Source organism: Campylobacter concisus, assembly GCF_003048835.2.
Taxonomy (GTDB): Bacteria; Campylobacterota; Campylobacteria; order Campylobacterales; family Campylobacteraceae; genus Campylobacter_A; species Campylobacter_A concisus_D.
In genome coordinates, this window is record NZ_CP060705.1 from 1,026,585 (window position 1) to 1,052,802 (window position 26,218).

Genomic DNA, 26,218 nt, shown 5'->3' on the forward strand with positions numbered 1-26,218 from the left:
CCTGCTGATTTAAATTTTAATTTAAGTAGTTTAGCAAGCTTAGTTGGTTTATCTTCGCGCTTGCTTGAAGTGTCGCTTGATATGAGAGTGTAAGCTGTGTAAATTTAAGATATGACTCCGCATAGTCTGCGTCTATGACGTCATTTTTAACGCTTAGTACATTTACTTTCATTATCTCTGCGCGCTCTTTTGTCGATGTCAAAAGCTTGGTTTGAGAGCCGATCTTTGTAAGCTCTTTGTTCGCGTGGTCTATCAGGTGATCAAGCCTTTTTAGAGCACCCTGCATGCCGGTATTTCGCGGATCGTGGTTCTCAGAGTCAGCTCTATAGTAGCCATTTCTAACAGCATATATCATATCATCAAGGTCTTGAAAGACGCTAGTGCTTGGCTCATCGATCGTTAAAGCGTTGTTTTCGTTAAAGCTAAAAACAGAGCCCTTTTCTTGAGCGTGACCAGCAACGCCAGCTGTATTCATACCAGTGCTATCTCCGTCAAATTTATCGCCATTTTTTGCGTCATACATAGTAACTTCGATGTTTGTGACTGATTTTGTCTTGTCAGTTAGCACCATTCTGCCACGATCGTCTAAATTTACCTCTACCGCACCCTTAGTCTTTGATAAGGCGTCTTTGTAGGCGTTGTAGTTTTGATCTCTTCTGACCTTTTCGATGTCTGTGTCGAAATTTGCATTTTCTACGTTTTGAGGGTCAGGGATGTTATCGCTTGCTGCCATCGCGACGATATCCATGAGCTGGCGGTATGTGAAGTCGCTAGCATAGGTTCTGTAGCTGCCAAACTCATCTGAATTATAAACTGTTAAATTTCTAGTTGGTGAGACCACGCCAGCAGTCGTTGTTGAAGTTATCTGAAACTGCACTGGGGTATTTACTCCACCTGCTTCACCCATTTTTACTTTGATGTCATACATTGTGCCAGTTATTGATTTTACTTGAAGACCTATCTCTTGATTATCTATATTGTAAAGCTCTCTCTTTCTTGCATCAACATCTTTTGGGTATAAATTTCTATTGTAACTCTCTTTTGTGCCTGAAACCTCGCTTAGCTTTGTCTGATCAGTTGCAAACTCGCCCGTTCTTCTAGCAACCTGAGGTAAATTTGCGATTAATTCATTGTCCTTTCGCTCAAATCTAACCTTGTCATAGTCAAATGCGTTTGTTAAATTTCCATCTTTATCAAGATATTTGCTCTTTGTAAATTCAGTTATATGAACCGTTTTTGGCACAGCATTTGCCATATTTTCAAGCGTTTGTAGCGAATTTATCGTATCAAGAGTATTGTTTGGAGCTATCGCACCACGATTTGCCGCCACAGAAGTAGCTGCAACCATGTGAAAGTCTATCGTTTGATTGCCTTTTGTGAGGTCTTTTATGTTAAATTGTCCGTCGTTATTTATGCTCACATCGACAACTTTTGTCGTCTTTGTGTTGCCAAATTCCATACCGATCTTCTCCATCAAACCAGCCATTGACGTATCGGCACTCATCTTAAATTTACTTGTAAATGTCGTGCCGTCTGGCTTTTTACCCTGCATAAAAAAGTATGTGTCAGGGAAATTTACATTTGAAGTATCCAAAAAGTCGAAATCTGGCTCGATCGTGCCTTTATAAGAGCCGTCACTACCCACGACTGAGTCGCTAGCGTAGTTTAAACCGATCATATTTTTTATCTTGCTATTTTCATTAAGATATTTTGGCGCATAGGAGATGTCGGTTCTAGTTTGATCAGCTAGCATCACGTTTGTTGTTAAAATTTTGTTGTAGTCGCCATCTTTTCCTAAAAATAGATCAAATCCCGGGATATTGTAAGGAAGCTCTACCTGCGCGCCAGCTGAAGTTTTCATATAGTCGCGGTTGCCTTGATATTTGCCTGAGCCATCTATCGGCTTAGTATCCACAGCACTTCCTGAGAATAAAAACTGCCCATTTATAGAGGTATTTGCGATATTTACAAGGTGGTTTTTGATGCCCTGAAGGTCGTTTGCTAAAGCTTCAAGAGAGGTTGTGCTATGCACGTCGCTAGCTGCTTGAACGACTTTAGTTTTAAAATTTTCAAGCTGTTTTTCAAATTCTTTCAGTGCATTGTCTGTGTTTTTTGCAAAATTTACTGACTTACCAGTAGCATCAGCCACTTGAGCGAGAGTGGTCGCTTCATAATCAAGCCTCATGGCATCGTTATAAACCGCAGCACCGTCGTATGGATCTTGTATTTTAAGTCCGTTTGAGAGCTGCTGGTAGCTTTTATTTACGCCAACCATATTTTTTTGATAGTCGTGCAAAGTCTGACTAAAACGTAGTTGATTTGTAATTCTCATAATTTTTCCCTAAATTTTTATTCACTCTAAGCAAGAATAATTCCGCTTTGTGATATATCGGTGAAAATTTGATTTTTTTTAGTGCAAAAAAGTTTTATTGTATAATCTGCCAAAATTTACATATATAAAATAGGAAAGAAAATGGCGTTAAAAATCCTCTTCTCACCAAGCGAAAGCAAAATTTCTCTAAACACAAGTGATAAATTTGATGGAAAAAATTTGATATTTCCCAAGCTTTTTAGCAAAAGGGCTGAAATTTTAAATAAATATGATGAGTTTTTAAAAAGTGCAAATTTAGACGAGATAAAAAAACTTTTTGGACTAAAAGAGCTTGAAGAGAGCAAGCAGCTACGAGAAAGTCTATCTCAAAAAGGCAGCATAAAAGCTATCTTAAGATATGACGGCGTTGCCTACAAGCACCTAAACTACCGCGGGCTAAGCGATGGAGCTCAAAAATATATAGATAATAATGTTTTGATTTTTTCAAATTTATTTGGGCCAATTTTAGCAAAAGATGAGATAGCTGAGTACAAACTAAAGCAAGGCGAAAAGCTTGCCGGCTTTGATATTTCAAAATTTTATGAGCAAAATTTTAGCAAGGCAGTCGATAGCTTTTTAGAAAATGATGAAATTTTAGATCTTAGGGCTAAATTTTATGAGAAATTTTATGTGATAAAAAAAGAATTTACGACATTTTGTTTCTTGAAAAACAAAAAGATACTAAGCCATCATGCAAAAGCTTATAGAGGCGAGGTTTTGCGCCAGATCGCAAATGCTAAAGTGACAAACAAAGATGAACTAATGGCTCTAAATTTTGAAAATTTAAAACTTGTGGATATGAAAAAGATAGGGCTAAAAAACGAGCTTACATTTGAAATTTGTGAGTGAGAGTTCAAAATTTGGTCTTTTTTACTAAAAAAATGCAAAAAAAGAGCTAAATTTAGGGAAAAAGTATTGTATTTTTTTTTAAAAGAGTGTAGAATTGCCGCATAACTTCTTAAAAGGATGGTTCATGAAAAAAGCTGAATTTATTCAAGCGGTTGCCGACAAGGCTGGTCTTTCAAAAAAAGATACTCTAAAAGTTGTTGATGCTACTTTGGAGACAATCCAAGCGGTTCTTGAAAAAGGCGATACAATTAGCTTTATAGGCTTTGGTACTTTCGGTACTGCTGACAGAGCTGCAAGGAAAGCTAGAGTTCCTGGAACTAAGAAAGTAATCGACGTTCCTGCTAGCAAAGCAGTCAAATTCAAAGTTGGCAAAAAACTTAAAGAAGCAGTTGCTGCTGGTGCTGCTAAAAAAGGTAAAAAGAAATAATTTTCTTTTTCGGGGAGCAAGTCTCCCCTTTTTCTTTCTTCTCACAAAAATAAAATTTCAATCTTAACTTAGCCCGAGTGGTGAAACTGGTAGACGCGTCAGACTCAAAATCTGATAAGGGCAACCTTGTGTCGGTTCGAGTCCGACCTCGGGCACCATTAAATTTCTCTTTCAACTACATCAAGTTTTAAGATCAAAAAGTACGAACGAATTTAGAATGGATGCGAATATAAATTTTATAGTGCAAGTTACTTCAAATTAAAAGACAAAAAATATAAATTTGTGTAAAAAGCTCTTTTTAACATAAAGCACATAATAAATTTTTGAAAAAGTTTATTGTAATTTAATCTTTTGGGGCATATAATCAACTCTTTGTAAATTCCAAACTTAAAAGAGACTGCTATGAATTTCACACCACTTTTTGCAATATTTTTCATAATCGCAACTGGTTTTTTTGCTAAAAAAGTCGGCATTGTTGAGCAAAAGCACTCGATCCCATTTGTGGATTTTGTCCTTTGTTTTGCAATGCCTGCGCTAATCTTTGATAAAATTTACCACGTAAATGTCGATGCCTCGCTTATAAACACGATCCTAATCGGCTTTGCATCAACCGCCATTAGTGCTGCTTTGGCATTTGTTATAGGCAAGGTTTTTAAATTTACCAAAATAACAACCATTAGTATGGTCATGCTAAGCCTTTTTGGCAACACCCTATTTGTCGGTATGCCTGTCATTCAGGGCTTCTTTGGCGATGCGATGGTAAATGAGGTCATCTTTTACGATCAAATAGCCACTGGTATCCCGCTTTCGATCCTTGGACCACTCATCCTATCTTTTGCCGCACCAGAGAAGGTCTCATTGTTTCAAAATACAATGAAAATTTTAAAATTTCCACCATTTATAGCGCTCATTATGGGTCTTATCTTAAAAGAAGTCCCGCTTCCAGATTTTATCTTTGCGCCACTTAGGATGTTTGAAGGTAGCGTCACCCCAGTCGCACTTTTTGCGATCGGCGTTGGTCTTAACTTTAGCAGTATCACAAGCTCATATAAAGGCGTTAGTGTTGTACTTTTGTGCAAGATGATATTGCCAGCTATCGTATTTTTCATCATATTAAAAGTCTCAGGCATCCAGATGAGCAAAACTTGGGTCGTCGGCCTCTTTCAATGTGCGATGCCAACATCAGCCCTTGCAAGTGCGATGGTCATAAAAGCTGGGCTTGATAGCTCACTAGCCATCTCATCAGTTGCCATTGGCGTGCTTTTTTCATTTATCACGCTTCCAGTTATCTATTTTGTATTTGCGTAAATTCACACTTATTTCACACTAAGTGACTACAATTGCAACATAATTTAATTTAAAGGAGACTTTATGAAAAAGTTAATCTTAGTTGCACTTGGTGCTATGTTTATGTTTGGCGGTCTTGCAAATGCTACTGAAATGATGCAAAAGGACAAGATGGGCAAAGATGAGATGATGAAGAAAGAGCAGATGATGAAAGATGATATGTCTAAAAAACATCCTGTCAAAAAACACGAAGCTAAAAAAGAAGACATGGGCATGAAAGACGAAATGAAAAAAGATGACATGGGTATGAAAAAAGACGACATGGGCATGAAAGACGAAATGAAAAAAGGCATGTAAAGGCGCTTGATGGTCAGAATTTTGCTTGTTGAAGATGATGAAACATTACTTGATCTAATAAGCGAGTATCTGGGCGAAAATGGTTACGATGTCACCACTACAAACAATGCCAAAGACGCACTAGATCTTGCATACGAGCGAAATTTTGACCTACTTATACTAGACGTCAAACTCCCGCAAGGCGACGGCTTCTCCCTACTTTCATCGCTACGTGAGCTTGGCGTCACAACACCTAGCATATTTACCACCTCGCTAAACACCATAGACGACCTTGAAAAAGGCTACAAAAGCGGCTGCGATGACTATCTAAAAAAGCCATTTGAGCTAAAAGAGCTACTTATCCGCATGCAAGCTCTCATAAAAAGAAATTTCTCACACCAAAACGGCGAAGATATCAAAATTTTAGATGATCTTTGCTTTCACCCACAGAGCAAAACTCTAAGTAAAAACGGCGAAAATGTAAATATCTCGAGCAAAGAGAGCGACCTGCTCGCCCTATTTTTGCAAAACAAGGGCAAAATTTTAACCAAAGATGAAATTTTTAATAAAATTTGGAAATTTGACGAGGAGCCAAGCGAGCTTAGCCTCCGTGTCTATATCAAAAATCTACGCCAGATTTTAGGCAAAGATGCCATTTTAAACAGGCGTGGAGATGGTTACATCTATGTCTGAAAAGACGCAAATTTTATTTAAAATTTTATCCCTCTATCTTGTTAGCTCCGTGCTCTTTCTGGGCTATTTTTTCATAAATGACTATAAAAATAAAAAAAATGCGCTCATCTTAAACGAGGTAAAAAGCCTAAAAGAGATCAAGATGGGCATATATATGAAAGCCAGGATGAATGGCCTAGACTCGGTCTCAAGCCTCACAAACGAAAAGGGCGTACATGCTTGTATTGTGCTAGAAAATGGCGAGAAAATTTATAAAGACTTTGACTGCCAAAAGATCGACAAAAGCAAAAATGTAAATTTGATAGACGGCAAGGTCTCGATATTTGAAAAGATCCAGTACATGGAGGACAACGCCACAGACGAGCTATCGCACGCTGATATTTTTCTAGTTGGCAAAGATATCAAGGTTGAAATTTTATCTTTGCAAATTTCAACCACGCTAAAGGCGCTCTTTTTCCTTTTTGCCCTGCTCTTTGTCGCCTTTTACCTAGCAAAACTAAGCCTAAAGCCACTTTATGAAAAGATAGATACGCTAAACCGCTTCATAAAAGACTCAACACACGAGATAAATACACCTCTAAGCGTCATTTCTATGAGCATAGAAACGGCCGATCTTGAAAACCTAAATGAGCGAAATTTAAAGCGTTTTAACAACATCAGCCTTGCCGCAAAGAGCCTAGGCAGCATCTACGACGCGCTTGTTCATCTAAGCTTCAACCTTGATAGGCCAAGCAAAAAAGAGCTCATAGATCTAAATTTACTAACCACGCAAAGGTTAAACTATTTTTCACCATTTTTTGCCAAACGCGGACTTAAGATAGATGCCAGCTTAAAACCAAGCTTCATAAATGCAGACCTTGAAGATGTGAGTAAAATTTTAGACAATCTCTTAAGCAACGCCTCAAAATATGCAGCACCAAATTCAAAGGTTAGCATCATTTTAGAGCCAAATTTCTTTAGCATAAGCAACACTGGACGTGGCATCAGTAAAGAGCAGCAGATGAAAATTTTTGATCGTTACACGAGATTTAACGACGATCAAGGCGGCTTTGGCATAGGGCTAAATTTAGTAAAAGAGTGCTGCAAGAAAAACGGCATCGCCGTAAAATGCCAAAGTGAGCTTGATGGCAAGACTACGTTTTCGCTCTCTTGGCAAAGTTAAATTTAAAACACCGCCCTATTCTAAACAATAAAATTTATTAAAAAATAGAATTTATACCAAAAATTTATTTTTGATAAATTTTATTAATATTATAATCCTTTTACAAAATCTTAATCAAGGAGAAAAGTATGAAACTACTTGAAAAATACGGGCTTTTCATAAATGGTGAGTGGCGTGACGCAAAAGACGGCGCTACCCTTGATGCTAAAAATCCAGCAAACGGCGAGCACCTTGCAAAGATCGCTGACGCTACCGAAGAAGATGTAAATGAGGCAGTTCGCGCTGCACGTGAGGCTTTTAAGAAATTTAAACACACCACAATTAGCGAGCGCGCAAAGCTGCTAAACAAGATCGCTGATATCATCGACGAGCACAAAGAGCACCTCGCAAAAGTCGAGAGTATGGACAACGGCAAGCCGATTAGAGAGACGCTAAATGTCGATATCCCCTTTGCAGCTGAGCATTTTAGGTACTTTGCTGGCGTTATCATAGGCGAAGAAGGCAGCGCAAATGTGCTTGACGAAAAACAACTCTCTATCGTTTTACGCGAGCCAATAGGCGTTGTGGGTCAGATCGTTCCTTGGAATTTTCCATTTTTAATGGCAGCTTGGAAGCTAGCTCCTGTGATCGCAGCAGGCGATGCGAGCGTGTTTAAACCTTCAAGCGAGACAAGCCTAAGCGTGCTTGAGCTATTTAGGCTGATAGATAAAATTTTGCCAAAAGGTTTGATAAATATAGTAACAGGCAGAGGTAGCAAGAGTGGCGAGTGGATCAAAAACCACCCAGGCCTTGACAAGCTAGCCTTTACTGGCTCAACCGAGATCGGCCGTGATATCGCCATAGCTGCGGCTCGTCGTATCATCCCAGCCACACTTGAGCTTGGCGGCAAGAGCGCAAATATCTTCTTTAGCGACGCAAATTTAGACAAAGCGCTTGACGGTCTTCAGCTTGGCATTTTGTTTAACCAAGGTCAAGTTTGCTGCGCAGGGTCTAGAATCTTCGTAGAAGAGAGCTTTTATGACAAATTTATCGAGGCTGCAGTTAAGAAATTTAGTACTATAAAAGTTGGCGATCCGCTTGATCCTAAGACTCAAATGGGCTCTCAGATCAATAAAAAACAAGCTGAGCAAATTTTAAACTACATAGAGATCGGCAAAAAAGAAGGTGCAAAAGTGGCAGTCGGCGGCAAAGCCTACACCGCAAATGGTTGCGACAAGGGCGCATTTGTCGAGCCAACGCTGCTAGTTGATGTGACAAACGATATGAGAGTGGCTCAGGAAGAAATCTTTGGACCAGTTGGTGTTGTCATTAAATTTAAAGATGAAGCCGAGCTTATCAAAATGGTAAATGACAGCGAATACGGCCTTGGTGGCGGAATTTTCACGCAAGACATCACAAAAGCACTTCGCGTTGCAAGGTCTATGGAGACTGGCAGAGTTTGGATCAACACTTACAACCAAATCCCAGCAGGAAGCCCATTTGGCGGATATAAAAACTCAGGTATCGGCCGTGAGACGCACAAGATCATACTTGAGCACTACACTCAGATGAAAAACATCATGATAGATCTCACCGGCAAGGTTAGCGGCTTTTACGCACAATGATTTTAGGGGGGCTTATGCTCCCTACTACTCTAAATTTCATAAATAAAATTTCTTTCTAAATTTATCAACAATTAACAATCTTTATTTTTAAGTTTAATAGACTAAAATTTGCACCAAAGGAGAAAATTTGAGCGAGCAAATTTACATTATAGGCGACGTTCACGGCTGTTTTAACACGCTTTTAGAGCTTATCAAGCAGTTTCCGAACAAAGAAAAATCTCAAATTTGCTTTGTTGGCGACGTGATAGATCGTGGGCTTTTTAGCTGCGACGTAGTCGAACTTATCATGCAAAATGACTATAAAATGGTAATGGGAAATCACGAGCGAAGGCTACTAAACAATAAATTTGAGTTTTTAAACAACAAAGTGCCATTTGACAGGAGCTGGTTCTTTGGAAACGGCGGCGAAGCGACATATAGATCATATCTTGGACAAAGCACGGAGTTTAAGCAAAGGCATGTGGATTTTTTAGAAAGCAGGCCAGTTTATCTGGAATTTAAAGATTATAAAACCCAAAATGGCGAGCATCTAGTCGTCTCTCACTCAGCCGTTGGCAATATGTGGGAGCTAAGAAACGATAAATATGCTAGCGAAGAGTTTAGAAGGCACCTGCTCTCAGGCAGAGGCGACGAGATGCAAGTTAGTGGTATATTTAACGTCTATGGGCACACGCCAGTAAGAGAGGTAAAATTTTATAAAAATAGCGCAGATATCGACACAGGCTGCGTTTTTAATGAAGTTGGTTTTGATAAACTAAGTGCGTTAGAGTTTCCATCGATGAAAATTTATACGCAAAGAAATATTGAAAATTTTAACAAAAAGGATAAAGATGTGGTTTTCTAAAAAGAGTTCTAGCTTTGCTAGCAGGGTTGATAAATTTTGGAGCGAGCTTGGTAAAAATTTAGACGTCATCAAGCGTAATTTAGAGGATAAAAATTACGAAACTGCAAGTAAAATGACTGAGGAGGCGCTAAATTTATGTTTAGTCGATCCAACTTTTATGATAGGTCTTGTTGATGGCAAGATCGATCTAGTGCTAACACCAGAAGGGATGAAATATAGGCTTTTTTGGCTTAAATTTACCAAATCACGCATGCCAAAAGAGTATGAGGCAAAACTTACTTGCACACTTGGCAAACCACGTGCACCGCGCGAAGTAGCCACTATACAAATGTATGGCGTGAGTGTTGATGCAAACGAGGTCATGGTCTATGCAAATTTTGAAGAAAAAAGCGTGGATATGTGCCTATACAACGAGACTTTGAGTAAGCTAAAAAGTGAAGATGAAAACAAGGCCTACACGCTAGCTTTCATACTTTGTGACAACGTTGTTGGCGAGACAGCGATGATAAACACGCTTGGCGACTTTGAGATCGTAGATGAGCCAAGAGAGAAAGGCGTCGCGCTTACCGACTTTGCCGATCTTATAGATGATAAATTTGGCAAAGAAGCCTCGAGTGAGCCGCTAAAGCAGTTTAGCTTTTACGAGCTTGAGCCTCGCTCAGACGAGCTAAGAGACGATGTTTTTATGGGATATACAAGCCTAATCTCACTGCTAAATGAATACTATGACGGCAAAAGCGATATCTATAATGAAGCTTATGAGCTTGGTATAAATTTCTGCTTTTTAGTATTGTATCACGGCGGCGACGTGCAGTTTGGCGTTGATAGCAAAACTAAGATAGAAGATGAGCTTGAAACTAGCACTTTTTGCGAGGGCATGGGTGCAGCGACTGGCACTAAGCACTCTTATGTTGATCTTATCTGCTTTGATAAAGACGAGCTTGAAAAGGCTGTTAGCAAATTTAGCAAAGAGCTTGATATCAAGATAGAAATTTGCGAATTTAAACGCTAGATACATAAAATTTCACATAAAATATTACATATTCTGCTAGCTGGTAAATTTAAAATCGCCAGCTAGCAATAAATTTATCCTTTAAATTTAGAGCTGTTTGAGAGATAAGCGCAAAATTTAAGCCCATATAAAAAGATGATCCATGAGATGTAGATCCACACAAAGAAGAAAAGCACAGCTGAAAACGAACCATAGACGCTTAGATATGTTTTGTTGTAAAGGACGTAATAGACAAAGGCTGACTTGCCAAGATACCAAACGAGCGATGCTGCAAACGAGCTAAAAAACGCGCTTTTAAATTTTATCTCGTCATTTACAGAGATGAGATATGTGACACAAAATATAACCCAGATGATGAGATATGGCACGATACTTAAGAAATTTATCGAGCTTGTGATCACGTTTGAATTTAACATCTCTTGAATGAGACTTGAGAGATAAAAACTGCCAGCAAGTCCGAGCGGTGCAAGCGTGATGAGCGTCCAGTACGAGCTAAGTGCCGACCAAAAGCCCCTAGCCTTGCTAGCTCTTGTCACTTTTAAGACTACGTATTCATAATCGCTAAAAAACATAGCCGAAGTAAATATCATCGCCACAAAGCCAACTATGCCTAAATTTCCGCTATTTTGGAGGAAATTTTGCAAGTAGTTTGAGATGATCTCTTGGTTACTTGGCAAAAGAGCTGAGAAGACAAAGTCCTGAATTTTGGCGTAATAATCCTCAAAGCTAGGCAGTTTTGTAAAGATAGAAAACGATATAAGAAGTATAGGTATGATCGATAAGATCGTGTGAAAACTAAGGCTTGCTGCGTAGTGAAAGAGCTCTTTGTCCTTAAGAGCAGCTAGCAAATTTAAACCACTCTTTAAATCGCTCTTGCTTAAGGACAAACGGCTCATTTATCAGTTATCTTCTTCGAAAAGTTTTTCGTAGTGAGCGTCGTAGTTGTTGATGTGCTCACTATTTAGCTTCCAAAACACAGTGTCTATGTCACTAACTCTTGTATAAAATGGTAGTTGATAATACTCAACTTCGCCAGTTTTAAACTCTTTTAGCACCTTAAAGCTTTGGCAATCAGCAAAAACGCTTCTGCCATCCATCGCGACAAAGATAAGACCAGCTGCACTTTGAGCGCACATCTTTCTAAAGTCGTCTCTGCTTGGATTTGGCTTGTATTCGTAGCTCAAGTATGCTCCAACAAGATCTGGGTGGATAAATATCATATTAGGAAATGCGCCCAAAACCTCTTCATAAATTTCTTTATTTGGCACGACGATTAGCGAGCGGTTATAAAGGTAGTTTAGCACGACTATATCGCCACTTGTAGGTGCGATGCCAGGGAGTGGAAGAGCCTTTTGCTCGAGCAGGTCAAACACCTCAAATCTAACCTTCGCAAAGCCGGCATTTTTAGAGACAACGCTCACTCTTGCGATGATAGAACTATCAGTGTCAAATTTATGAAGCACAACACCGCTTGATCCGATCAAAATTTCAGGACTATCAACTATCGTTGCCGTGCCGTCACTCTCGACGCTAATAAGAGGAGTTCTATACTCATTTAAAGAAAAATCAGCCCCAAAAGCAAAGCCAAAAAACAGCGATAAAATCACGATTATACGTTTCAAAAATATCTCCTAAGTTTAAATTTTTAGAGCGATTATAGCCTAAAATGCTTTATCTTTTGCAAAATTAAAGCAAGTTTTAGTTAAAATCCCCTCCAGCTTTTTAAAAGGATATCGATGCCTCGTATATTTGTGATTTTTGCAATATTATGTATAAATTTATATGCCATAAAACCAACTGTCGATGAGCTTAGTTGGCCAAATGGCAGCAGCTTTTTAAATTTCCTTGAAACAAATAAAATCCCACTTTCACTTTACTACAACCTAGCAAGCGAAGATCAAGAGCTAACAGAAGAGATCATCGCTGGCACAAAATATCAAATTTACAAAGACGATAACGGCGAGGTTAAACAAGCTCTCATCCCCGTTAGTGACGAGCTTCAGATACATATTTATAGAGACGACAAGGGTAAATTTCAGCTTGAGTTTATCCCGATCTTATACCAAAGCGAAGATAAAGTTTTAGCCCTAAAAGTCGATAAATCAGTCTCTGAAGATATCTTTGACTACACCGGCTCTGGCACGCTAGCACTTGGTTTTAAAGAGGTTTTTAGCGGCAGCGGGATCGATTTTAAAAAGATAAACAAAGGCGATACGATCGCTATTGTCTATAACCAAAAGCTACGCATGGGTCGCTCTTTTGGCACGCCAGAAATTTACGCAGCGATGATAGAAACTAAAAACAAACGCTACGTGATGTATAAATTTGAAGATAAATTTTATGATAAAAATGGCAAGAAAAATGACAAATTTTTGCTCGTTCGCCCTCTTGCAAACGCTAGGATCACATCAAATTTCACTCTAAAAAGATGGCATCCGATCCTTCAAAGATATAGAGCGCACCTTGGAGTTGATTACGGTGCTCCAAAAGGCACACCGATCAAGGCTGCAGGCGATGGCACGGTCAAATTTGTCGGTCAAAAGAGTGGTTATGGCAGAACCGTCATCATCTCTCACGCTGGCGGCTACGAGACACTTTATGCCCACCTAAACGGCTTTGCAAAGGGCATAAGAAGCGGTCTTAAAGTAAAACAAGGCACGCTAATAGCATACGTTGGCACAAGCGGCATGAGCACTGGCCCACACTTGCACTTTGGCCTCTATCTAGGTGGCAAGCCGATCAATCCAGAAAGTGCCATCAAGGTCGTAAAAAATATAGAAGATAAAAAAGAGTCGGCTAAATTTAAAGCAGTCATAAATAGAAATGATGAGCTGATAAGACAAGCTCTAAGCAATGACAAAGAGTATCACAAGGTGGAATTTTTCCCTAACGTAATAGATTTTTAAAGGTAAAACTTGAGCCAAGAACTAGAAGAAGCAAAAGAGCTGATAGATCAGCACTTAGATGAAAATTTAGAAGACGGCGAGCTCTCTGCTTACGAGCTTGCCCAGCATCTTAAAACACTTAAAAAGCACGATGAAGAGCTTTTTGCCAAGTACCTTGAAAAGCTAGATCCTGAAATTTTGGGTGATGTGGCGATAGAGTTACCTGATCACATGCTAAAAGACGTGATCGACACGCTCCCAGCTGAAAAGATCGTAGAAGCGCTTGAAGAGCTAGAGAGTGACGATGCGACAGACCTACTTCAATATATCGAGGATATCGATGAGGACAAGGCTAGAGAGCTTTTTAACGAGCTAGATAAAGAAAATCAAAACGAAATTTTAAGACTTAGAAGCTATGACGAAGATAGAGCTGGTGCGCACATGCAAACAGAGCTATTTTCAGCTCATCTTGAAGAGAAGCTTGGCAGCGCAGTCGCAAGACTAAGACAAGAGAAGCAAGAAGGCAAACTAGAAAACGTCTCACAGCTTTTCATCATCGATAAAAATAGCATCTTGCAATACGCTATCCCGCTTGAAGATCTCATTCTATTTGACTTTACAAAGACGCTAAAACAAAATATCGAATCAACCCAGATCGACCACTACAAGCCTCACATGGCAAACGATATGGATCTCATGCAAGATGTCGCTGATATGTTTCAAGAGTACGATCTAAACGTTATCGCAGTTACAAGTAGCACTGGAATTTTGCTAGGTCGTATCACGTATGATGATATCCACGACTACATCCAAGAGAGCGCAACAGAGCAAATTTATAACCTAGCTGGCGTTGATGACGAGTCAGAAGAGGACGATACGCTATTTAAAGCTGGTCGTGGCCGTGCGGTTTGGCTTGGTGTAAATTTACTAACAGCACTTTTTAGCTCATCTATCATCGGACTTTTTGATGAGACGATCGCAGCTTACGTCGCACTTGCCGTTTTGATGCCAATAGTTGCTTCAATGGGTGGCAACACTGGCACGCAAGCACTTGCCGTTACGGTTCGTCGTTTGGCACTTGGCGAGATAGAATTTAAAGATGCAAAGAGCGTTTTAAAGCGTGAGGTGACGATCTCACTCGTAAATGGCCTCATCTTTGGCGCTATCATGGGCGTCATAGCCGCTGTTTGGTTTGATAAAGGCATGCTTGGTGTGGTTATTAGCCTTAGTATGGTTACAAATTTATTCTTTGCTGGCTTTTTTGGCACGATCATACCTTTGACGCTAAGGCGCTTTAACATCGATCCTGCCGTTGGCTCGGCGGTCATTCTTACTACATTTACTGATGCGATAGGATTTTTTAGCTTTTTAGGACTTGCAAAATGGATACTACTATAACAAATTTAGAAATTTTACCTCTTGGTGAGTCAAAATACCTAAAGCCATTTAAGATGAAATTTAAACAAAATGGCATGCAAAGAGACTGGGACTGCGTCAAAGTGATGAATAGCGTCAGTATATTTTTATATCACGAGCAAAAAGATGCATTTTTGTTTGTCAAGCAGTTTCGCCCAGCTGTCTGGTACTCGCAAGAAAAAGAAGGCATCAAAACAAACGAGCAAGGCTTTACTTATGAGCTTTGCGCAGGGCTTATGGATAAGGGACTAAGCGAGGAGCAGACCGCTAGAGAAGAGGCGGTCGAAGAGGTCGGATACGAGCTAAAAGAGATGGAGCGCATCACGATGACGTATGGCGCTTTTGGCTTTGGTGGCAACATGCAAACGATGTTTTACGCGAAGATCGATGAGAGCATGAAGGTAAATGCAGGCGGTGGCGTAGATGGCGAGGATATCGAGCTAGTTTTTATAAAACGAGAAGATATGATGAAATTTGCCTTTGACGAGAGCAAGGTCAAGGGCTTTGGGCTCATCTTTGCCTACTTGTGGTGGGAGAAATTTAAAGGCTAAAAAGAGACCTTTTTGATAAGCGCAAAGACAACGACCGCCACAACAAAAATGCCAACTAATATAATATAATCCGACATAAGAAACCTTTACGTTTAAAATTTGCACTATTGTAACTAAATTTTTAACAAAATAAGAACTTTATAACCGCACATATCATAAAATAATCAAAAATTATAAGGAGAAAATGATGAGCGAAAATGAAACTCTTTTTATCAACCGTGAATTAAGCTGGCTACGCTTTAACTCAAGGGTGCTCGCTCAGTGTGAAAAGGATATACCTTTACTTGAAAAGCTAAAATTTTTAGCGATCTATATGACAAATTTAGATGAGTTTTACATGATCAGAGTGGCTGGTCTAAAGCAACTTTTCGCAGCTGGAGTGACGACAAGTAGCAGTGACGGCATGAGTCCGCTCGATCAGCTAAGAGAGATCAGAAAGTATCTGCAAGATGAGCAAAATTTAGTCGAGGCTCACTATAAAAACACCGTCGATGCGCTTAGCAAAGAGGGTCTTTTTATCAAAAACTACGACGAGCTTGATGATAGCTTAAAGCAAAAATGCGACGAATACTTTTTCTCAAACATCCTGCCAGTCATCGTCCCTATAGCCGTTGATGCGACCCATCCATTTCCGCACCTAAACAACCTTAGCTTCTCGCTTGCCGTTAAACTTGCTGACATAGAGCATCCTGAAATTTTAAAATACGGCATGATAAGAATTTCAAGAGTTTTGCCAAGATTTACCCAGCCAAGTAGCAACGTTTTTGTGCCGATTGAAACGATCGTGCACCGCCACGCAGAAGAAATTTTCCCAGGATATAAGCTTATCAGCTCGGCTGCTTTTAGAGTGACAAGAAACGCTGATATCGTCATCGAAGAAGAAGAGGCGGATGACTTTATGATGATACTTGAGCAAGGGCTAAAGCTTCGTAGAAAAGGGGCTTTTGTGCGTATGCAGATAGACAAGGATGCAGACGCTGATATCTTAGAGTTTTTAAATTTTCACATGAAAATTTTTCACAAAGATATCTATTTTTCAAGCATCCCGCTCACACTTAGCTCTCTTTGGGAGATAGCTGGGAGTAAGAACTTCAGCCACCTAGCAAACCCGCCCTACGCCCCAAAAACACTGCCTCCATTTGGCAACGGCATCTCAGTTTTTGACGCCATAGACAAAGAGGATGTGCTGCTAGTTCATCCATTTGAGAGCTTTGATCCAGTCGTTAGCTTTATAAGAGAAGCGAGCAAAGACCCAAAAGTGATCTCGATACGCATGACACTTTACAGGGTCGATAAAAACTCGCCGATCATTCAAAGTCTAATAGACGCTGCAAGCGACGGTAAGCAAGTAACCGTGATGGTCGAGCTAAAAGCTAGGTTTGATGAAGAAAATAACTTGCACTGGGCAAAGGCACTTGAAGATGCTGGCGCGCACGTGATATATGGCATCACAGGCTTTAAAGTCCATGCAAAAGTTAGCCAAGTGATCCGCCAGATCGGCGATAAACTTAAATTTTACATGCACTTTGGCACTGGCAACTACAATGGCAGCTCGGCAAAAATTTACACTGACGTGAGCCTATTTACGAGCAAAGAGGAATTTAGCCAAGATACGACCTCGTTTTTTCACATCCTTTCAGGATATAACAAAAACCGACGTCTAAACGCCCTTAGCATGTCGCCCTTTCAGATAAAAGAGCGCATCATCGAAAAGATAAGAGTGGAGGCTAGCAAAGGCAGCGAGGGCAGGATCATCGCTAAGATGAACGCACTAATAGACGAAGACGTGATAAATGAGCTTAGCCGCGCCTCAAATGCAGGCGTAAAGATCGATCTCATCGTTCGCGGTGTGTGCGGACTAAGACCAGGTGTAAAAGGCAAAAGCGAAAACATCAGAGTTCGCTCGATCATCGGCAAATACTTAGAGCACGCTAGAATTTTATATTTTAAACACGCCGATCCAAAAATTTACATCTCAAGTGCTGACTGGATGCCACGAAATTTAGAGCGCCGCTTGGAGCTCATGACACCTATCTTTGAGCCAAGACTTCAAGAGAGGCTGCTTGAAATTTTAGAGCTTCAACTAAGCGATAATGACTTAGCATTTGAGCTACAAAGCAGCGGCGAATACGCAAAAGTAGCTAGACGCGATGGCGAAAAAGTGATCTCTTGCCATGAAATTTTAGAAAACTACATCTCTAAAATTTATAAATCCGTCAAGAAAGACACCGACAAAGCCAAAGCAGATATGCTTGCGAGCAAGCTTTTAAAAGAGAGCTAAAAGATAAATGGCTTTTAAATTTAAGTTTAGAAGCCATTTTTACTATAAATCATAAATATTAAATTCAAATTTTTAAAATTTCATATACTTTAAATTTACATTCTAAATCTCTATAATGCTAACTTTTATCGCATAATAATTTTTATATATAAATTACTCATAAAATTTCATAATTAATTATCAAATTTTATATTTTAAATATTACATAAGCATAGGCGTTATAATATTTAAACAAATTCCAAATCAAAGGAGGCTTTATGAAAGAGAGTAGTGATACTAAAAAACTCGTCATCGGTACGATCACACTTGCAATTGCGATCGTTTTCTTCGGAGGTTTTTTACAAAACACCTATGGTGGCATCTTTGACTTTAGCAAACTTGCTGGTCAATTTCCAGAATGGTTTAAAACAGGAAGCGGCACTAGCGCAAAAGGCGGCTTTTTATTTGCCCTTAGCCTTGCTCCTGCCGTCATGCTCGCACTTGGTTTTGTCGCTATTTTTGAGAAATACCATGCGCTTTACGCAGCTTCAAGACTGCTAACGCCTGTACTAAAGCCACTTATTGGCATACCGGGATGTTGCTCTATCTCTTTGATAGCAAGCACACAAAGCACCGACGCAGGTAGCTCAACGGCTAAATTTTTGCGCCAAGATGGCCTCATCACACACAAAGAGCTTCTCATCTTTGCAGCCTTTCAGTTTAGCGCTGGTGCGATGATCACAAATTTCTTATCTTCATTTGCACCGGTTTTACTTGTGACTGACAAAGCTGGCAACACAGCCCCTGCTACCATAGCTATGGTGCTTGGTATCGTCTTTGTCTTTAAAATTTTGGGAGCAAATTTGATGAGACTTTATGTCAAAAAATTTGTCAAAGATGATGAGGAGTAAGAGATGACTGAAAATAAACTAATAACCGACGTATTTGTAGAGGGCGCTAGAAAAGGCTGGGACATCGCTGTAAAAAACACCATCCCAAACGTGCTTATGGCATTTGTCATCATCCACATCTTAAAAGTATCTGGCGCGCTTAGCGTGATAGGCAAATTTCTAGGATTTATCATGCTCCCACTTGGTCTTCCAGGTGAGTCCATAGCCGTTTTCATGGCTGCATTTTTGAGCTGGGGCGGCTCAGCAGGCGTGCTAGTCGCACTTGTGGGAGATGGTACGCTAAACGCAAACGATATCGCTGTCTTGCTCCCTGGCATGGCGCTAGTTGGCTCGACTGTGCAGTACATGGGACGAGTTCTAGGCGTGCTTGAAGTACCAGGCAGACACTATCTCGTACTTTTTGGAATTTGCATCCTAAATGCCTATTTAGCGATGTTTGTGATGAGCTTACTCGTATAAGGATAAAAGATGAAAGATAGTGAAATAAATGAATATTTAGCTGACTTAAAAGAGCTAACCGACATCGAAAGCCCAACTTCAAGCATCAACGGCGTAAATGAAGTTGCAGCTTGGTTTAAAAAAAGAGCTGAAATTTTAGGCTTAAAAAGTAGGAGCATAGAGCTTGACACCGACAAAGTTGCTCCTTGCCTTTTTATCTCAAACGACCTTGAGGCAAAAAGCTACGACTTTTTATTCATAGGTCACATGGACACCGTTTTTCCTGTGGGAACAAAGGCTGATGTGCTATTTAAAAAGATAGATGAGCGCATAAATGCACTTGGCGCAATCGACGATAAAGGCGGTAGCCTGCTCTCGCTCTACGTCATCAAAGAGCTTGATTTAAGCAAGCTAAAAATCGGCCTATTTTTAAACTCACACGAAGAGACTGGCTCAAATTTCGCCAAAGACGCCATAAGAGAGCTAGCCAAGAAGTCGCGCTACGCCCTAGTTGTCGAGCCTGCAAGAGAAGATGGTTCGATGGTGGCTACTAGAAAGGGCGTGGTCTCTTATGTGCTAAATTTCCGTGGTGTTAGCGCACACGCTGGTAACCACCCAGAGCGTGGCCGTTCAGCTGTCGTGGAGGCTGCAAATTTCATCGTTGAGCTTTCAAAACTCACTGATTTTAAGGCAGGACATACATTTAATAGCATAATGACAAAAGGCGGTGACGCCCAAAACGTCGTGCCAGACTTTGCTAGCGTGACATTTGAGATGAGATATCGCCACGCTAGCTCGGTGGAGTTTTTACGCAAGAAAATGGACGAAATTTTATCTCATCAGCTCGTGCCAGACATTACTTGCGAGCGCATACTCATAAACGAAGAAGCTCCGATGATAGACGAGATAAATTTACCAAATATCAAAAAGGTCTTTGACGAGGCTGCCGCAACAACAGGCACGAAGGTCACTTGGGTCGATGCTGGCGGACTAAGCGATGGCAACATCAGCGCATCAGCAGGCTGTCCTACGATAGATGGCCTTGGTCCAACTGGCGGCAACATGCACACGAAAAACGAGTATCTAGAGATAAACTCGGTCGTCAAAAAGTGCAACCTCATAGTTGAAGCTATCAAAAAACTTTCGTAGTTTAGGCAAGCTATATGCTTGCCTAATTTTAAATTTATAACGTTACAGCAGTCAAAACCTACCCAAATATCTCAAATTTATGAAAAAGCTTTGGCTCATCTTTCACCACACCACGCTTTACAAGCTCAGCCACCACCTCGCGGTCGCAGTCAGTTTGCATAGGCCAGCCACGAGTATAGCCCTCTAGTTCGTCCTTGCTCGTCGCATCCACGCAGAAATTTTCGCCCTCGATGTAAATATCACGCAAGGCGTCGATGTTATTTGTCACACGCCAAAGTAGCATATATGGGTTTTCTAGATAGTTTTGCATATCCACAACAACCAGTAGCTTGAAAAACTCCTTAAACGCCAAAAACTTGGCAAATAGCTCTTTTACAGGGCGATCTTTCTCAAATTTCAACACACAAATAGGCGTTTTACTCTGCTTTTTAAACTGCCTAAGCTCCCTGACATTTGGCGCAACGCTTTGAAATTTAGCCAAAAGTTCATCGTCGCTTAAGACCGTACATTTAACTCCAAATTTACTGCAAAGTTTTTGCCAAAGTAAATTTTCACATTGACACAAGCTCTAAATTTGCTACAAAAGCAAAACGGCCTAACAAACTGAGTTATCAGTAGTGACGGCTTGGCTATGCGCACACAAAAACTAGCACTCACGAGAAATTTATCCACAATAGCAACGTTGTTTTAGGGATTTTGTAAAGATCAGCGCTTGCGCAGGGTGATAGGACTGCAGCGTTTTTGAAAGCACGATGATTGCAAACTACACAAGGACATAAAGTCTCGTTTAAAAGCCCTCAACTAAATCAAATTTCTAAATTTCCACTCAAGTGGCTTAAATTTAAAACCGCCCTACTCCAAAGCCCTCAAAACTGGTTCTGGTTTTAGCTTTACGCTTGGGGCATTTTTGCTAAAGCTTATGAGATCCTCTGTTGTTTGTATGCTAAATGGCAGGCGAGTTAAGCAGACTTTGAAAATTTCAGCTGCTGCTATCGCGTCATTTAGGGCTCTGTGGTGAGTGTTATTTATGCCAAGAAGCTCTTTTAGCGAGCCAAGACCGTATTTTTGCGAGGCGATGGTGCGGCGGCTAAGATCGATGGTACAAAGTTTTCTATTTAGCAGTATGCCAAGGCCGATCTCATTTAGGCTGTGTGAGATAAATCCGTAGTCAAAATTTACGTTGTGTGCGATAAAAACGCTAGTCCCTAGAAAAATCTTAAACCGCTCAAGCACATTTAGCAAATTTGGCGCACCGACTAGATCGCTAGCCTTTATGCCAGTTAGCTCTGTGATATTTTCAGGCACCACAGGAGCTGCTATAAAGCTTTCAAAGCGCCCTATTTCAGCACCATTTTTCATTTTTATAGCACCAATTTCTATTATCTGACCATTTGTAGTGCCACCAGTCGTTTCGATATCTACAACGCAAAATTCCTGCTCGCTAATATCTCTAAATCTCGTGCCAAGCTCAATCTCGTTGCTTTCATTTCTAGTGATATCAAGCCCGAGAGTTCGCCACATATCAAGGTCACGCACGTCGATGAGCGATGAAATTTCCTCAATATCGCTAAATTTTAAAATAAACTCGTGATAGCCTAAATTTTGCCTAGCTAAAATTTCAATGCTATTTTCTAAACGCTGTTTTTTTGGTTTCAAAACTCAAGCTTTATGGCGCGAATGGCTTGTTCGTATGAATTTGATGAGAAGATATAGCTGCCAGCCACCAAGACATCAGCTCCAGCCTCTTCAAGATCAGGCGCATTTAGTCCATTTACACCGCCATCTACTTCGATGAGACACTTGGCGTTTTTGCGCTCTATTAGCTCTCTTAGTGCCCTTGTTTTCTCAAGCACGACTGGCATAAATTTCTGACCGCCAAAGCCAGGATTTACGCTCATTAATAGTACCATATCGACTTCATCGATGATATGCTCGATCGCGCTAACTGGCGTGTGCGGATTTAGCACGATACCAGGGCCAACGCCGTTTTTTCTGATGTGATCGATAAGTCTCATGGGGTGCTTCTCTTCTTCTATGTGAAAGGTTAGAAATTTTGGCTTTAGTGGCAAGAAAAGGTCAGCAAAAAATGAGTTATTTTCAACCATTAGATGTATGTCAAGTGGCTTTGTAGCAGCCTTTGCAACGGCACTTACCACAACTGGTCCGATGGTTAAATTTGGCACAAAATGCCCATCCATAACATCAACATGTACCAGATCGCACCCAGCCTCGCAAATGGCTCTTATCTCAGCTGCCAAATTTCCGAAATCAGCCGACAAAATACTAGGTGCAACGTACATTTTAAATCCTTATTTGCTTATAAAAATCACGCCAGTTTGGCTCTCTTTTGCATTTAATGTGGCAAAAATTCCACTGCTTGCTCTGTCAAAAAACATCTCATTTTCGTAAAATTTAAAGTTGCTAAGCTTTACCTTTAAATTTCTCTCGATGAAAATGTCTAAAATTTTGCTTGCAATGATACTAAAAATTTGAGAAAATCCGCTTAAACAGCCACACTCCAGATCGCCATTATCTGAAAAAATGGAGCAAATTTTGCTAAGCTTGTCCTTTTTAACACCAAGCAAAATTCTCATCTGTATATCGCCATAAAAGAGCACGCAAGCCCTCAGATAGTCATTTTCACCCTCTACGTTAAAGTTGCTAATCTTTGCATCAAGGCATAAAATTTCACTCTCTATCAAAGGCGAGAGCACGTCTGTGACACTTGAGATCACAAGTGGCAAAAACTCAACTAAGCTTTTATTCATCTTTGTAGGCTCAATGTCGATAAGGCGCTTTTTAAAATAGAGCGTCGAGTCATCTTTGAAAAAATCATCCATCTTTTTATATAAAAGTATCTTTGCTGCTTTTAAATTTGAGGCAAGTGTATCTGAGATGTTGCCCTCATTTAAGCCGCAAATCGCCAATATACCGCCACTTTTTTGGCTCAGCTCAGATAGCTTTATCAAAAAACTAGCACCTATGGTATTTAAAGCACCGACCGAATCAGACCAAAAAACAAAGAATTTAAAGCCTATCTTTTGTAATCTTTCGTGAAATTTATAGTCAAAATTCTGCACAAAAGAGCTATCTATGAGCCCTACTGTCTTGTAAATGACGACGTCGCCTCTTACAAAGGTGCTAAACTCTTTTTTGCCTAAAACGATGTGATTTAGGGTACTGATGGTGTATTTGTAAGCTTGCTTGGCCGCGTTAAATTCTTCCACGCTTTTTACAAATTTACACTTGTAACACTTTTGCTCCAAAAGCGAGTTGATGTAGTCTTTATACTGCTCATTTTTGTTATAAATCACGATGGCTTCGCTACTATCTGCTAGCGTATCGTTTAAAAATAGCGTCGCAACTTTTTCATTTTCAAAGAGTGAAAATCTCAAAATATTTTTTGAAGTCTTTGCCACAAGCTCGTAAAAAGTATCGTCATAGTCGCAAACTGCAAACTCAGCGCCTATCTGCTTAGCTATGCCTGAGAGATGCTCGCACGTGCTATTTAGCCAAAGCGGGCTAAAAAAGGTGACATTTTTTAATGAAAGCAAAATAGCACTTATCTGCCTTGCACAAATTTGCTCCACATCGGCCTTTTTGATACTTGAAGGGGTGATATTAACCTCCAAAAATCCAAATGGCCTAACAATGGCCAAAGAGCCCTCAAAAGTTACTTTCATTTTCTAAGAGCCTTTTTTAAATTTATAACCATATCAGCCGAAGCATGGACGCTAACATCGGTGATCCTATCGATGCCAAAGTCAAAAAATTTAGCAGTGCTAGCCTCATAGGAGAGCAAAATTTTAAAGTATTTTAAAACCAAAACCTCTTCTCTGGTGAGCCTATCGCTCTCCCATCCTGCAAGCTTTAAAAGCACTCCAAATAGCGAAATATCAAACCTTCGCTGCAATATCCTATCAAAGCTCATATCAGAAAAACCAACGATATGTTTAAGCGAGTGCGGATACTTTAAAAAGATCAGCTCGCAAAATATAAGAAGAATGAGCGCGTAGGCAGCTAGAAATAAATTTTTTTGATTTTTTAGCCCAAGGTAGTTTAGAAGCTTGCTCCAGTCAGATAGAAATTTGGCATTAAACTCCATCATCGAGTATAAATTTACACCAAAATTTTTATATCTTTTTGGAGATTTGATAAAAACAAAATAAGAGCAAATTATCATTTTTAGGTTGTCTATGCCTAGCGGATAAGCCATCGCATAGATATCTCTAGTGTGGTTTTGAACGCCAAAATCGCCTAAATTTACTATCGTTGCAAAGTACGCTTTAAAAGTCTCACTCCCCCTAAAAAGCTCCATAGCAGTAGTGATGTCGCCCTCATCCAAGTGCTTTTGGCACTCATAAAAAACATCGGGCATTGTATAGATAAAATTTGAAATTTCATCTATTTGATTTTTAGTTAGCATTTTTGTTTTACCGATTTTTTATTTTGGGGCTATTTTAGCCTTAATTAAATAAAAAATCAACAAAACTTATAAATATAAATCTTCATTTTAAGCAATACTTTGGTTTTGTTTAGATAAAATCAGCAGAAATTTTTGTTTATAAGGAAAAAAAATGTCAAAAAGATGTGCGATAACTGGCAAAGGACCAATGGTAGGCAACAACGTGAGCCACGCCAACAATAAAACTAAAAGAAGATTTTTACCAAATCTTAGAACTATCCGTGTTACTCTAGAAGATGGCACAACAAGAAGAATAAAAGTTGCTGCTTCTACTCTAAGAACCATGAAAAAACAGTCAAACTAAGAGATAAAATGAAGAGGAATTTATGTCTTTTCTCTCAAGACTTTTAAAATTCCTCAACTGGTCAAACTCCGCAAAACCAGAAATAAGCCTAGATACTGAGCTTTACGAACAACTAAAACCTTTTAGATTTCCACTAATTTCAGTCGTACTACTGTTACTTTTTGGAACACTTGGCTATATCTTTATAGATAACTTCTCTCTCATAGATGCCTTTTACCAAGCAGGCATGACCTTCACGACGGTCGGTTTTACCGAAGTTGCGTCTATAACTCCAAAGGGGCGAATTTTTACTATAACATTTATCCTTGTTGGCTTCATCATTTTCACGCTATCAATCGGTATCGTTGTAGAAGTTCTAAAAAGAGGCACATTAATTAGCATTTTAAAGGAAAGGCGCATGCTTTACAAGATCGCAAGACTAAAAAATCACTTCGTTATTTGTTATCACAACCTCTACACGATCGAGCTTAGCGCTCAGTTTCGTGAAAATCACATACCGTTTGTAGTGGTTGACGATAGAGAAGATATCGCAGAAATAGCTCAAATTTACAAGTATCCATACTTCATAAAAGCTCAGCCTCATACTCAAATCGCCTTTTTAAAAACGCATCTATCAAGTGCAAAAGGCTTAATCACTCTTAGCCCAAATATCGCTGATAATATCGCACTTATCGCATCTGTTAGACTTTATGAAAAAGAGATAGACCGCAAAAAACCTTACCACATCATCACAAACTCAGATAGCGAAGATGACACACAAAGGCTAAAAAAACTTGGTGCTGATAACGTCGTAAGCCCATCTCGCCTAGTTGCACAGCGCCTAAGTGCCATGAGCGTAAGACCTGATATGGAAAATTTACTCGAGCAATTTCTATACACAAAAAGCTCGCCTATTGACATAGAAGAAATTCTTGTGCCTGATTACTCTTGGATCAGGTTTAAAAGACTAAAAGAGACACACCTAAGAAATATCACGAATGCTGACGTGGTAGGCATTAGAGACATAAATAACAAATTTATCCCTATGCCAAATGGCGATACTCTAATCGGCACTGGCACAAAGCTTTTAGTCATCGGCACAGTTGATGGCATACGCCTAACCAAACGCCTAGTAAAGAGCAAACACAAGCCAGAAGAACTAAAATACGTTTAGTTTTTGCATTTGGTTTGTGGCATAAATTTGACTCAACCACTATATACTAGAAGCTTTTATAGATCTAAATTTAGATAGCCAAACATTTACAAAGCCTTGTT

At 39.8% G+C, this 26,218-nt stretch carries 26 protein-coding genes and 1 tRNA gene; 19 read left to right on the plus strand and 8 right to left on the minus strand.

Features of this window, described 5'->3' with window-relative positions; translation table 11 throughout:
- Positions 1 to 16 precede the first annotated feature (16 nt).
- On the minus strand, positions 17 to 2,332 hold the full coding sequence (locus CVT08_RS05115; RefSeq protein WP_107856218.1) for a flagellin: 2,316 nt from the start codon (positions 2,330 to 2,332) through the stop codon (positions 17 to 19).
- A 141-nt stretch (positions 2,333 to 2,473) separates the two neighbouring features.
- Here CVT08_RS05115 and CVT08_RS05120 point away from each other — a divergent pair, with 141 nt between their 5' ends.
- The 10 genes from CVT08_RS05120 (at position 2,474) to CVT08_RS05165 (ending at position 10,585) form a co-directional block, all read left to right on the plus strand.
- Positions 2,474 to 3,220 carry a YaaA family protein gene (locus CVT08_RS05120; protein ID WP_107856219.1) on the plus strand — a complete coding sequence of 249 codons (747 nt, stop codon included), beginning with the start codon at positions 2,474 to 2,476 and terminating at the stop codon, positions 3,218 to 3,220.
- A 124-nt stretch (positions 3,221 to 3,344) separates the two neighbouring features.
- Positions 3,345 to 3,647, plus strand: a complete 303-nt coding sequence (locus tag CVT08_RS05125) for an HU family DNA-binding protein (protein WP_012001719.1) — start codon at positions 3,345 to 3,347, stop codon at positions 3,645 to 3,647.
- A gap of 71 nt (positions 3,648 to 3,718) precedes the next feature.
- Positions 3,719 to 3,805, plus strand: a tRNA-Leu gene (locus CVT08_RS05130).
- A gap of 244 nt (positions 3,806 to 4,049) precedes the next feature.
- Entirely contained in the window at positions 4,050 to 4,955 is a 906-nt protein-coding gene (locus CVT08_RS05135; RefSeq protein ID WP_103567496.1) for an AEC family transporter, read from the plus strand.
- A gap of 63 nt (positions 4,956 to 5,018) precedes the next feature.
- A complete protein-coding gene (locus CVT08_RS05140) occupies positions 5,019 to 5,291 on the plus strand; it encodes a pyruvate kinase (RefSeq protein WP_103578618.1) in 273 nt (90 codons plus the stop codon).
- A gap of 9 nt (positions 5,292 to 5,300) precedes the next feature.
- Entirely contained in the window at positions 5,301 to 5,963 is a 663-nt protein-coding gene (locus CVT08_RS05145) for a response regulator transcription factor (RefSeq protein ID WP_021089189.1), read from the plus strand.
- Positions 5,956 to 7,125 carry a sensor histidine kinase gene (locus CVT08_RS05150; protein ID WP_107856220.1) on the plus strand — a complete coding sequence of 390 codons (1,170 nt, stop codon included), beginning with the start codon at positions 5,956 to 5,958 and terminating at the stop codon, positions 7,123 to 7,125. Before CVT08_RS05145 ends, CVT08_RS05150 begins: the two co-directional genes overlap by 8 nt.
- Positions 7,126 to 7,253: 128 nt before the next feature.
- The gene (locus CVT08_RS05155; protein WP_107856221.1) at positions 7,254 to 8,729 is read left to right on the plus strand and encodes an aldehyde dehydrogenase family protein; all 1,476 of its coding nucleotides are present in this window, start codon (positions 7,254 to 7,256) and stop codon (positions 8,727 to 8,729) included.
- Positions 8,730 to 8,856: 127 nt separating this feature from the next.
- Positions 8,857 to 9,573 (plus strand): metallophosphoesterase, encoded by a 717-nt coding sequence (locus CVT08_RS05160; RefSeq protein WP_107856222.1) that lies wholly within the window; start codon positions 8,857 to 8,859, stop codon positions 9,571 to 9,573.
- A complete protein-coding gene (locus CVT08_RS05165; RefSeq protein ID WP_107856223.1) occupies positions 9,560 to 10,585 on the plus strand; it encodes a hypothetical protein in 1,026 nt (341 codons plus the stop codon). Before CVT08_RS05160 ends, CVT08_RS05165 begins: the two co-directional genes overlap by 14 nt.
- A gap of 74 nt (positions 10,586 to 10,659) precedes the next feature.
- Here CVT08_RS05165 and CVT08_RS05170 read toward each other — a convergent pair whose 3' ends face one another.
- On the minus strand, positions 10,660 to 11,481 hold the full coding sequence (locus tag CVT08_RS05170) for a YihY family inner membrane protein (RefSeq protein ID WP_103639446.1): 822 nt from the start codon (positions 11,479 to 11,481) through the stop codon (positions 10,660 to 10,662).
- 3 nt (positions 11,482 to 11,484) lie between these two features.
- Entirely contained in the window at positions 11,485 to 12,207 is a 723-nt protein-coding gene (locus CVT08_RS05175) for a plasminogen-binding N-terminal domain-containing protein (RefSeq protein ID WP_107856224.1), read from the minus strand.
- Positions 12,208 to 12,321: 114 nt separating this feature from the next.
- Between CVT08_RS05175 and CVT08_RS05180 the strand changes: the two genes are divergently transcribed.
- The 7 genes from CVT08_RS05180 to CVT08_RS05210 all read left to right on the plus strand — a co-directional run bounded on the left by CVT08_RS05180 (position 12,322) and on the right by CVT08_RS05210 (position 20,195).
- Positions 12,322 to 13,491, plus strand: coding sequence for a peptidoglycan DD-metalloendopeptidase family protein (locus CVT08_RS05180; protein WP_087581705.1), 1,170 nt, complete (start codon positions 12,322 to 12,324; stop codon positions 13,489 to 13,491).
- 9 nt (positions 13,492 to 13,500) lie between these two features.
- A complete protein-coding gene (gene mgtE / locus CVT08_RS05185; RefSeq protein ID WP_107856225.1) occupies positions 13,501 to 14,868 on the plus strand; it encodes a magnesium transporter in 1,368 nt (455 codons plus the stop codon).
- Positions 14,853 to 15,437, plus strand: a complete 585-nt coding sequence (locus CVT08_RS05190; protein WP_107856226.1) for an NUDIX domain-containing protein — start codon at positions 14,853 to 14,855, stop codon at positions 15,435 to 15,437. Before mgtE ends, CVT08_RS05190 begins: the two co-directional genes overlap by 16 nt.
- A 163-nt stretch (positions 15,438 to 15,600) precedes the next feature.
- Positions 15,601 to 17,718, plus strand: coding sequence for an RNA degradosome polyphosphate kinase (locus CVT08_RS05195; RefSeq protein WP_265094272.1), 2,118 nt, complete (start codon positions 15,601 to 15,603; stop codon positions 17,716 to 17,718).
- A gap of 257 nt (positions 17,719 to 17,975) precedes the next feature.
- Positions 17,976 to 18,608, plus strand: coding sequence for a nucleoside recognition domain-containing protein (locus CVT08_RS05200; RefSeq protein WP_103570668.1), 633 nt, complete (start codon positions 17,976 to 17,978; stop codon positions 18,606 to 18,608).
- Positions 18,609 to 18,611: 3 nt separating this feature from the next.
- Positions 18,612 to 19,067, plus strand: coding sequence for a YjiG family protein (locus CVT08_RS05205; RefSeq protein WP_002942766.1), 456 nt, complete (start codon positions 18,612 to 18,614; stop codon positions 19,065 to 19,067).
- Positions 19,068 to 19,076: 9 nt separating this feature from the next.
- The gene (locus CVT08_RS05210) at positions 19,077 to 20,195 is read left to right on the plus strand and encodes a M20/M25/M40 family metallo-hydrolase (protein ID WP_107856228.1); all 1,119 of its coding nucleotides are present in this window, start codon (positions 19,077 to 19,079) and stop codon (positions 20,193 to 20,195) included.
- A 58-nt stretch (positions 20,196 to 20,253) separates the two neighbouring features.
- Here CVT08_RS05210 and CVT08_RS05215 read toward each other — a convergent pair whose 3' ends face one another.
- The 5 genes from CVT08_RS05215 to CVT08_RS05235 all read right to left on the minus strand — a co-directional run bounded on the left by CVT08_RS05215 (position 20,254) and on the right by CVT08_RS05235 (position 24,621).
- A complete protein-coding gene (locus CVT08_RS05215; protein WP_230855903.1) occupies positions 20,254 to 20,760 on the minus strand; it encodes a UbiD family decarboxylase domain-containing protein in 507 nt (168 codons plus the stop codon).
- A 287-nt stretch (positions 20,761 to 21,047) separates the two neighbouring features.
- Positions 21,048 to 21,851, minus strand: a complete 804-nt coding sequence (locus tag CVT08_RS05220) for a 3'-5' exonuclease (RefSeq protein ID WP_107856229.1) — start codon at positions 21,849 to 21,851, stop codon at positions 21,048 to 21,050.
- Positions 21,848 to 22,495: a ribulose-phosphate 3-epimerase gene (gene rpe / locus CVT08_RS05225; RefSeq protein ID WP_103567484.1), complete on the minus strand. Its 648-nt coding sequence runs from the start codon at positions 22,493 to 22,495 to the stop codon at positions 21,848 to 21,850. The genes CVT08_RS05220 and rpe overlap by 4 nt, the downstream gene beginning before the upstream one ends.
- Positions 22,496 to 22,504: 9 nt before the next feature.
- Positions 22,505 to 23,878: a prephenate dehydrogenase gene (locus CVT08_RS05230; protein ID WP_107856230.1), complete on the minus strand. Its 1,374-nt coding sequence runs from the start codon at positions 23,876 to 23,878 to the stop codon at positions 22,505 to 22,507.
- Entirely contained in the window at positions 23,875 to 24,621 is a 747-nt protein-coding gene (locus CVT08_RS05235) for a hypothetical protein (RefSeq protein WP_107856231.1), read from the minus strand. The genes CVT08_RS05230 and CVT08_RS05235 overlap by 4 nt, the downstream gene beginning before the upstream one ends.
- Before the next feature lie 151 nt (positions 24,622 to 24,772).
- Between CVT08_RS05235 and rpmB the strand changes: the two genes are divergently transcribed.
- Together rpmB and CVT08_RS05245 are read left to right on the plus strand one after the other, a co-directional pair.
- Positions 24,773 to 24,964 carry a 50S ribosomal protein L28 gene (gene rpmB / locus CVT08_RS05240; protein WP_002942221.1) on the plus strand — a complete coding sequence of 64 codons (192 nt, stop codon included), beginning with the start codon at positions 24,773 to 24,775 and terminating at the stop codon, positions 24,962 to 24,964.
- 22 nt (positions 24,965 to 24,986) lie between these two features.
- The gene (locus CVT08_RS05245) at positions 24,987 to 26,117 is read left to right on the plus strand and encodes a potassium channel family protein (protein ID WP_107856232.1); all 1,131 of its coding nucleotides are present in this window, start codon (positions 24,987 to 24,989) and stop codon (positions 26,115 to 26,117) included.
- The last annotated feature ends 101 nt before the right edge of the window (positions 26,118 to 26,218 follow it).

Excerpts from the sequence above, each read along its gene's own strand:
- CVT08_RS05120 (WP_107856219.1), top strand. The coding sequence starts at position 2,474 with ATGGCGTTAAAAATCCTCTTCTCACCAAGCGAAAGCAAAATTTCTCTA.
- CVT08_RS05165 (WP_107856223.1), top strand. The coding sequence starts at position 9,560 with ATGTGGTTTTCTAAAAAGAGTTCTAGCTTTGCTAGCAGGGTTGATAAA.
- CVT08_RS05245 (WP_107856232.1), top strand. The coding sequence starts at position 24,987 with ATGTCTTTTCTCTCAAGACTTTTAAAATTCCTCAACTGGTCAAACTCC.
- CVT08_RS05125 (WP_012001719.1), top strand. The coding sequence starts at position 3,345 with ATGAAAAAAGCTGAATTTATTCAAGCGGTTGCCGACAAGGCTGGTCTT.
- CVT08_RS05150 (WP_107856220.1), top strand. The coding sequence starts at position 5,956 with ATGTCTGAAAAGACGCAAATTTTATTTAAAATTTTATCCCTCTATCTT.
- CVT08_RS05210 (WP_107856228.1), top strand. The coding sequence starts at position 19,077 with ATGAAAGATAGTGAAATAAATGAATATTTAGCTGACTTAAAAGAGCTA.
- rpmB (WP_002942221.1), top strand. The coding sequence starts at position 24,773 with ATGTCAAAAAGATGTGCGATAACTGGCAAAGGACCAATGGTAGGCAAC.
- CVT08_RS05205 (WP_002942766.1), top strand. The coding sequence starts at position 18,612 with ATGACTGAAAATAAACTAATAACCGACGTATTTGTAGAGGGCGCTAGA.
- CVT08_RS05115 (WP_107856218.1), bottom strand. The coding sequence starts at position 2,332 with ATGAGAATTACAAATCAACTACGTTTTAGTCAGACTTTGCACGACTAT.
- CVT08_RS05135 (WP_103567496.1), top strand. The coding sequence starts at position 4,050 with ATGAATTTCACACCACTTTTTGCAATATTTTTCATAATCGCAACTGGT.
- CVT08_RS05230 (WP_107856230.1), bottom strand. The coding sequence starts at position 23,878 with ATGAAAGTAACTTTTGAGGGCTCTTTGGCCATTGTTAGGCCATTTGGA.
- CVT08_RS05180 (WP_087581705.1), top strand. The coding sequence starts at position 12,322 with ATGCCTCGTATATTTGTGATTTTTGCAATATTATGTATAAATTTATAT.
- CVT08_RS05235 (WP_107856231.1), bottom strand. The coding sequence starts at position 24,621 with ATGCTAACTAAAAATCAAATAGATGAAATTTCAAATTTTATCTATACA.
- CVT08_RS05140 (WP_103578618.1), top strand. The coding sequence starts at position 5,019 with ATGAAAAAGTTAATCTTAGTTGCACTTGGTGCTATGTTTATGTTTGGC.
- rpe (WP_103567484.1), bottom strand. The coding sequence starts at position 22,495 with ATGTACGTTGCACCTAGTATTTTGTCGGCTGATTTCGGAAATTTGGCA.
- CVT08_RS05190 (WP_107856226.1), top strand. The coding sequence starts at position 14,853 with ATGGATACTACTATAACAAATTTAGAAATTTTACCTCTTGGTGAGTCA.
- CVT08_RS05170 (WP_103639446.1), bottom strand. The coding sequence starts at position 11,481 with ATGAGCCGTTTGTCCTTAAGCAAGAGCGATTTAAAGAGTGGTTTAAAT.
- CVT08_RS05155 (WP_107856221.1), top strand. The coding sequence starts at position 7,254 with ATGAAACTACTTGAAAAATACGGGCTTTTCATAAATGGTGAGTGGCGT.
- CVT08_RS05200 (WP_103570668.1), top strand. The coding sequence starts at position 17,976 with ATGAAAGAGAGTAGTGATACTAAAAAACTCGTCATCGGTACGATCACA.
- CVT08_RS05145 (WP_021089189.1), top strand. The coding sequence starts at position 5,301 with ATGGTCAGAATTTTGCTTGTTGAAGATGATGAAACATTACTTGATCTA.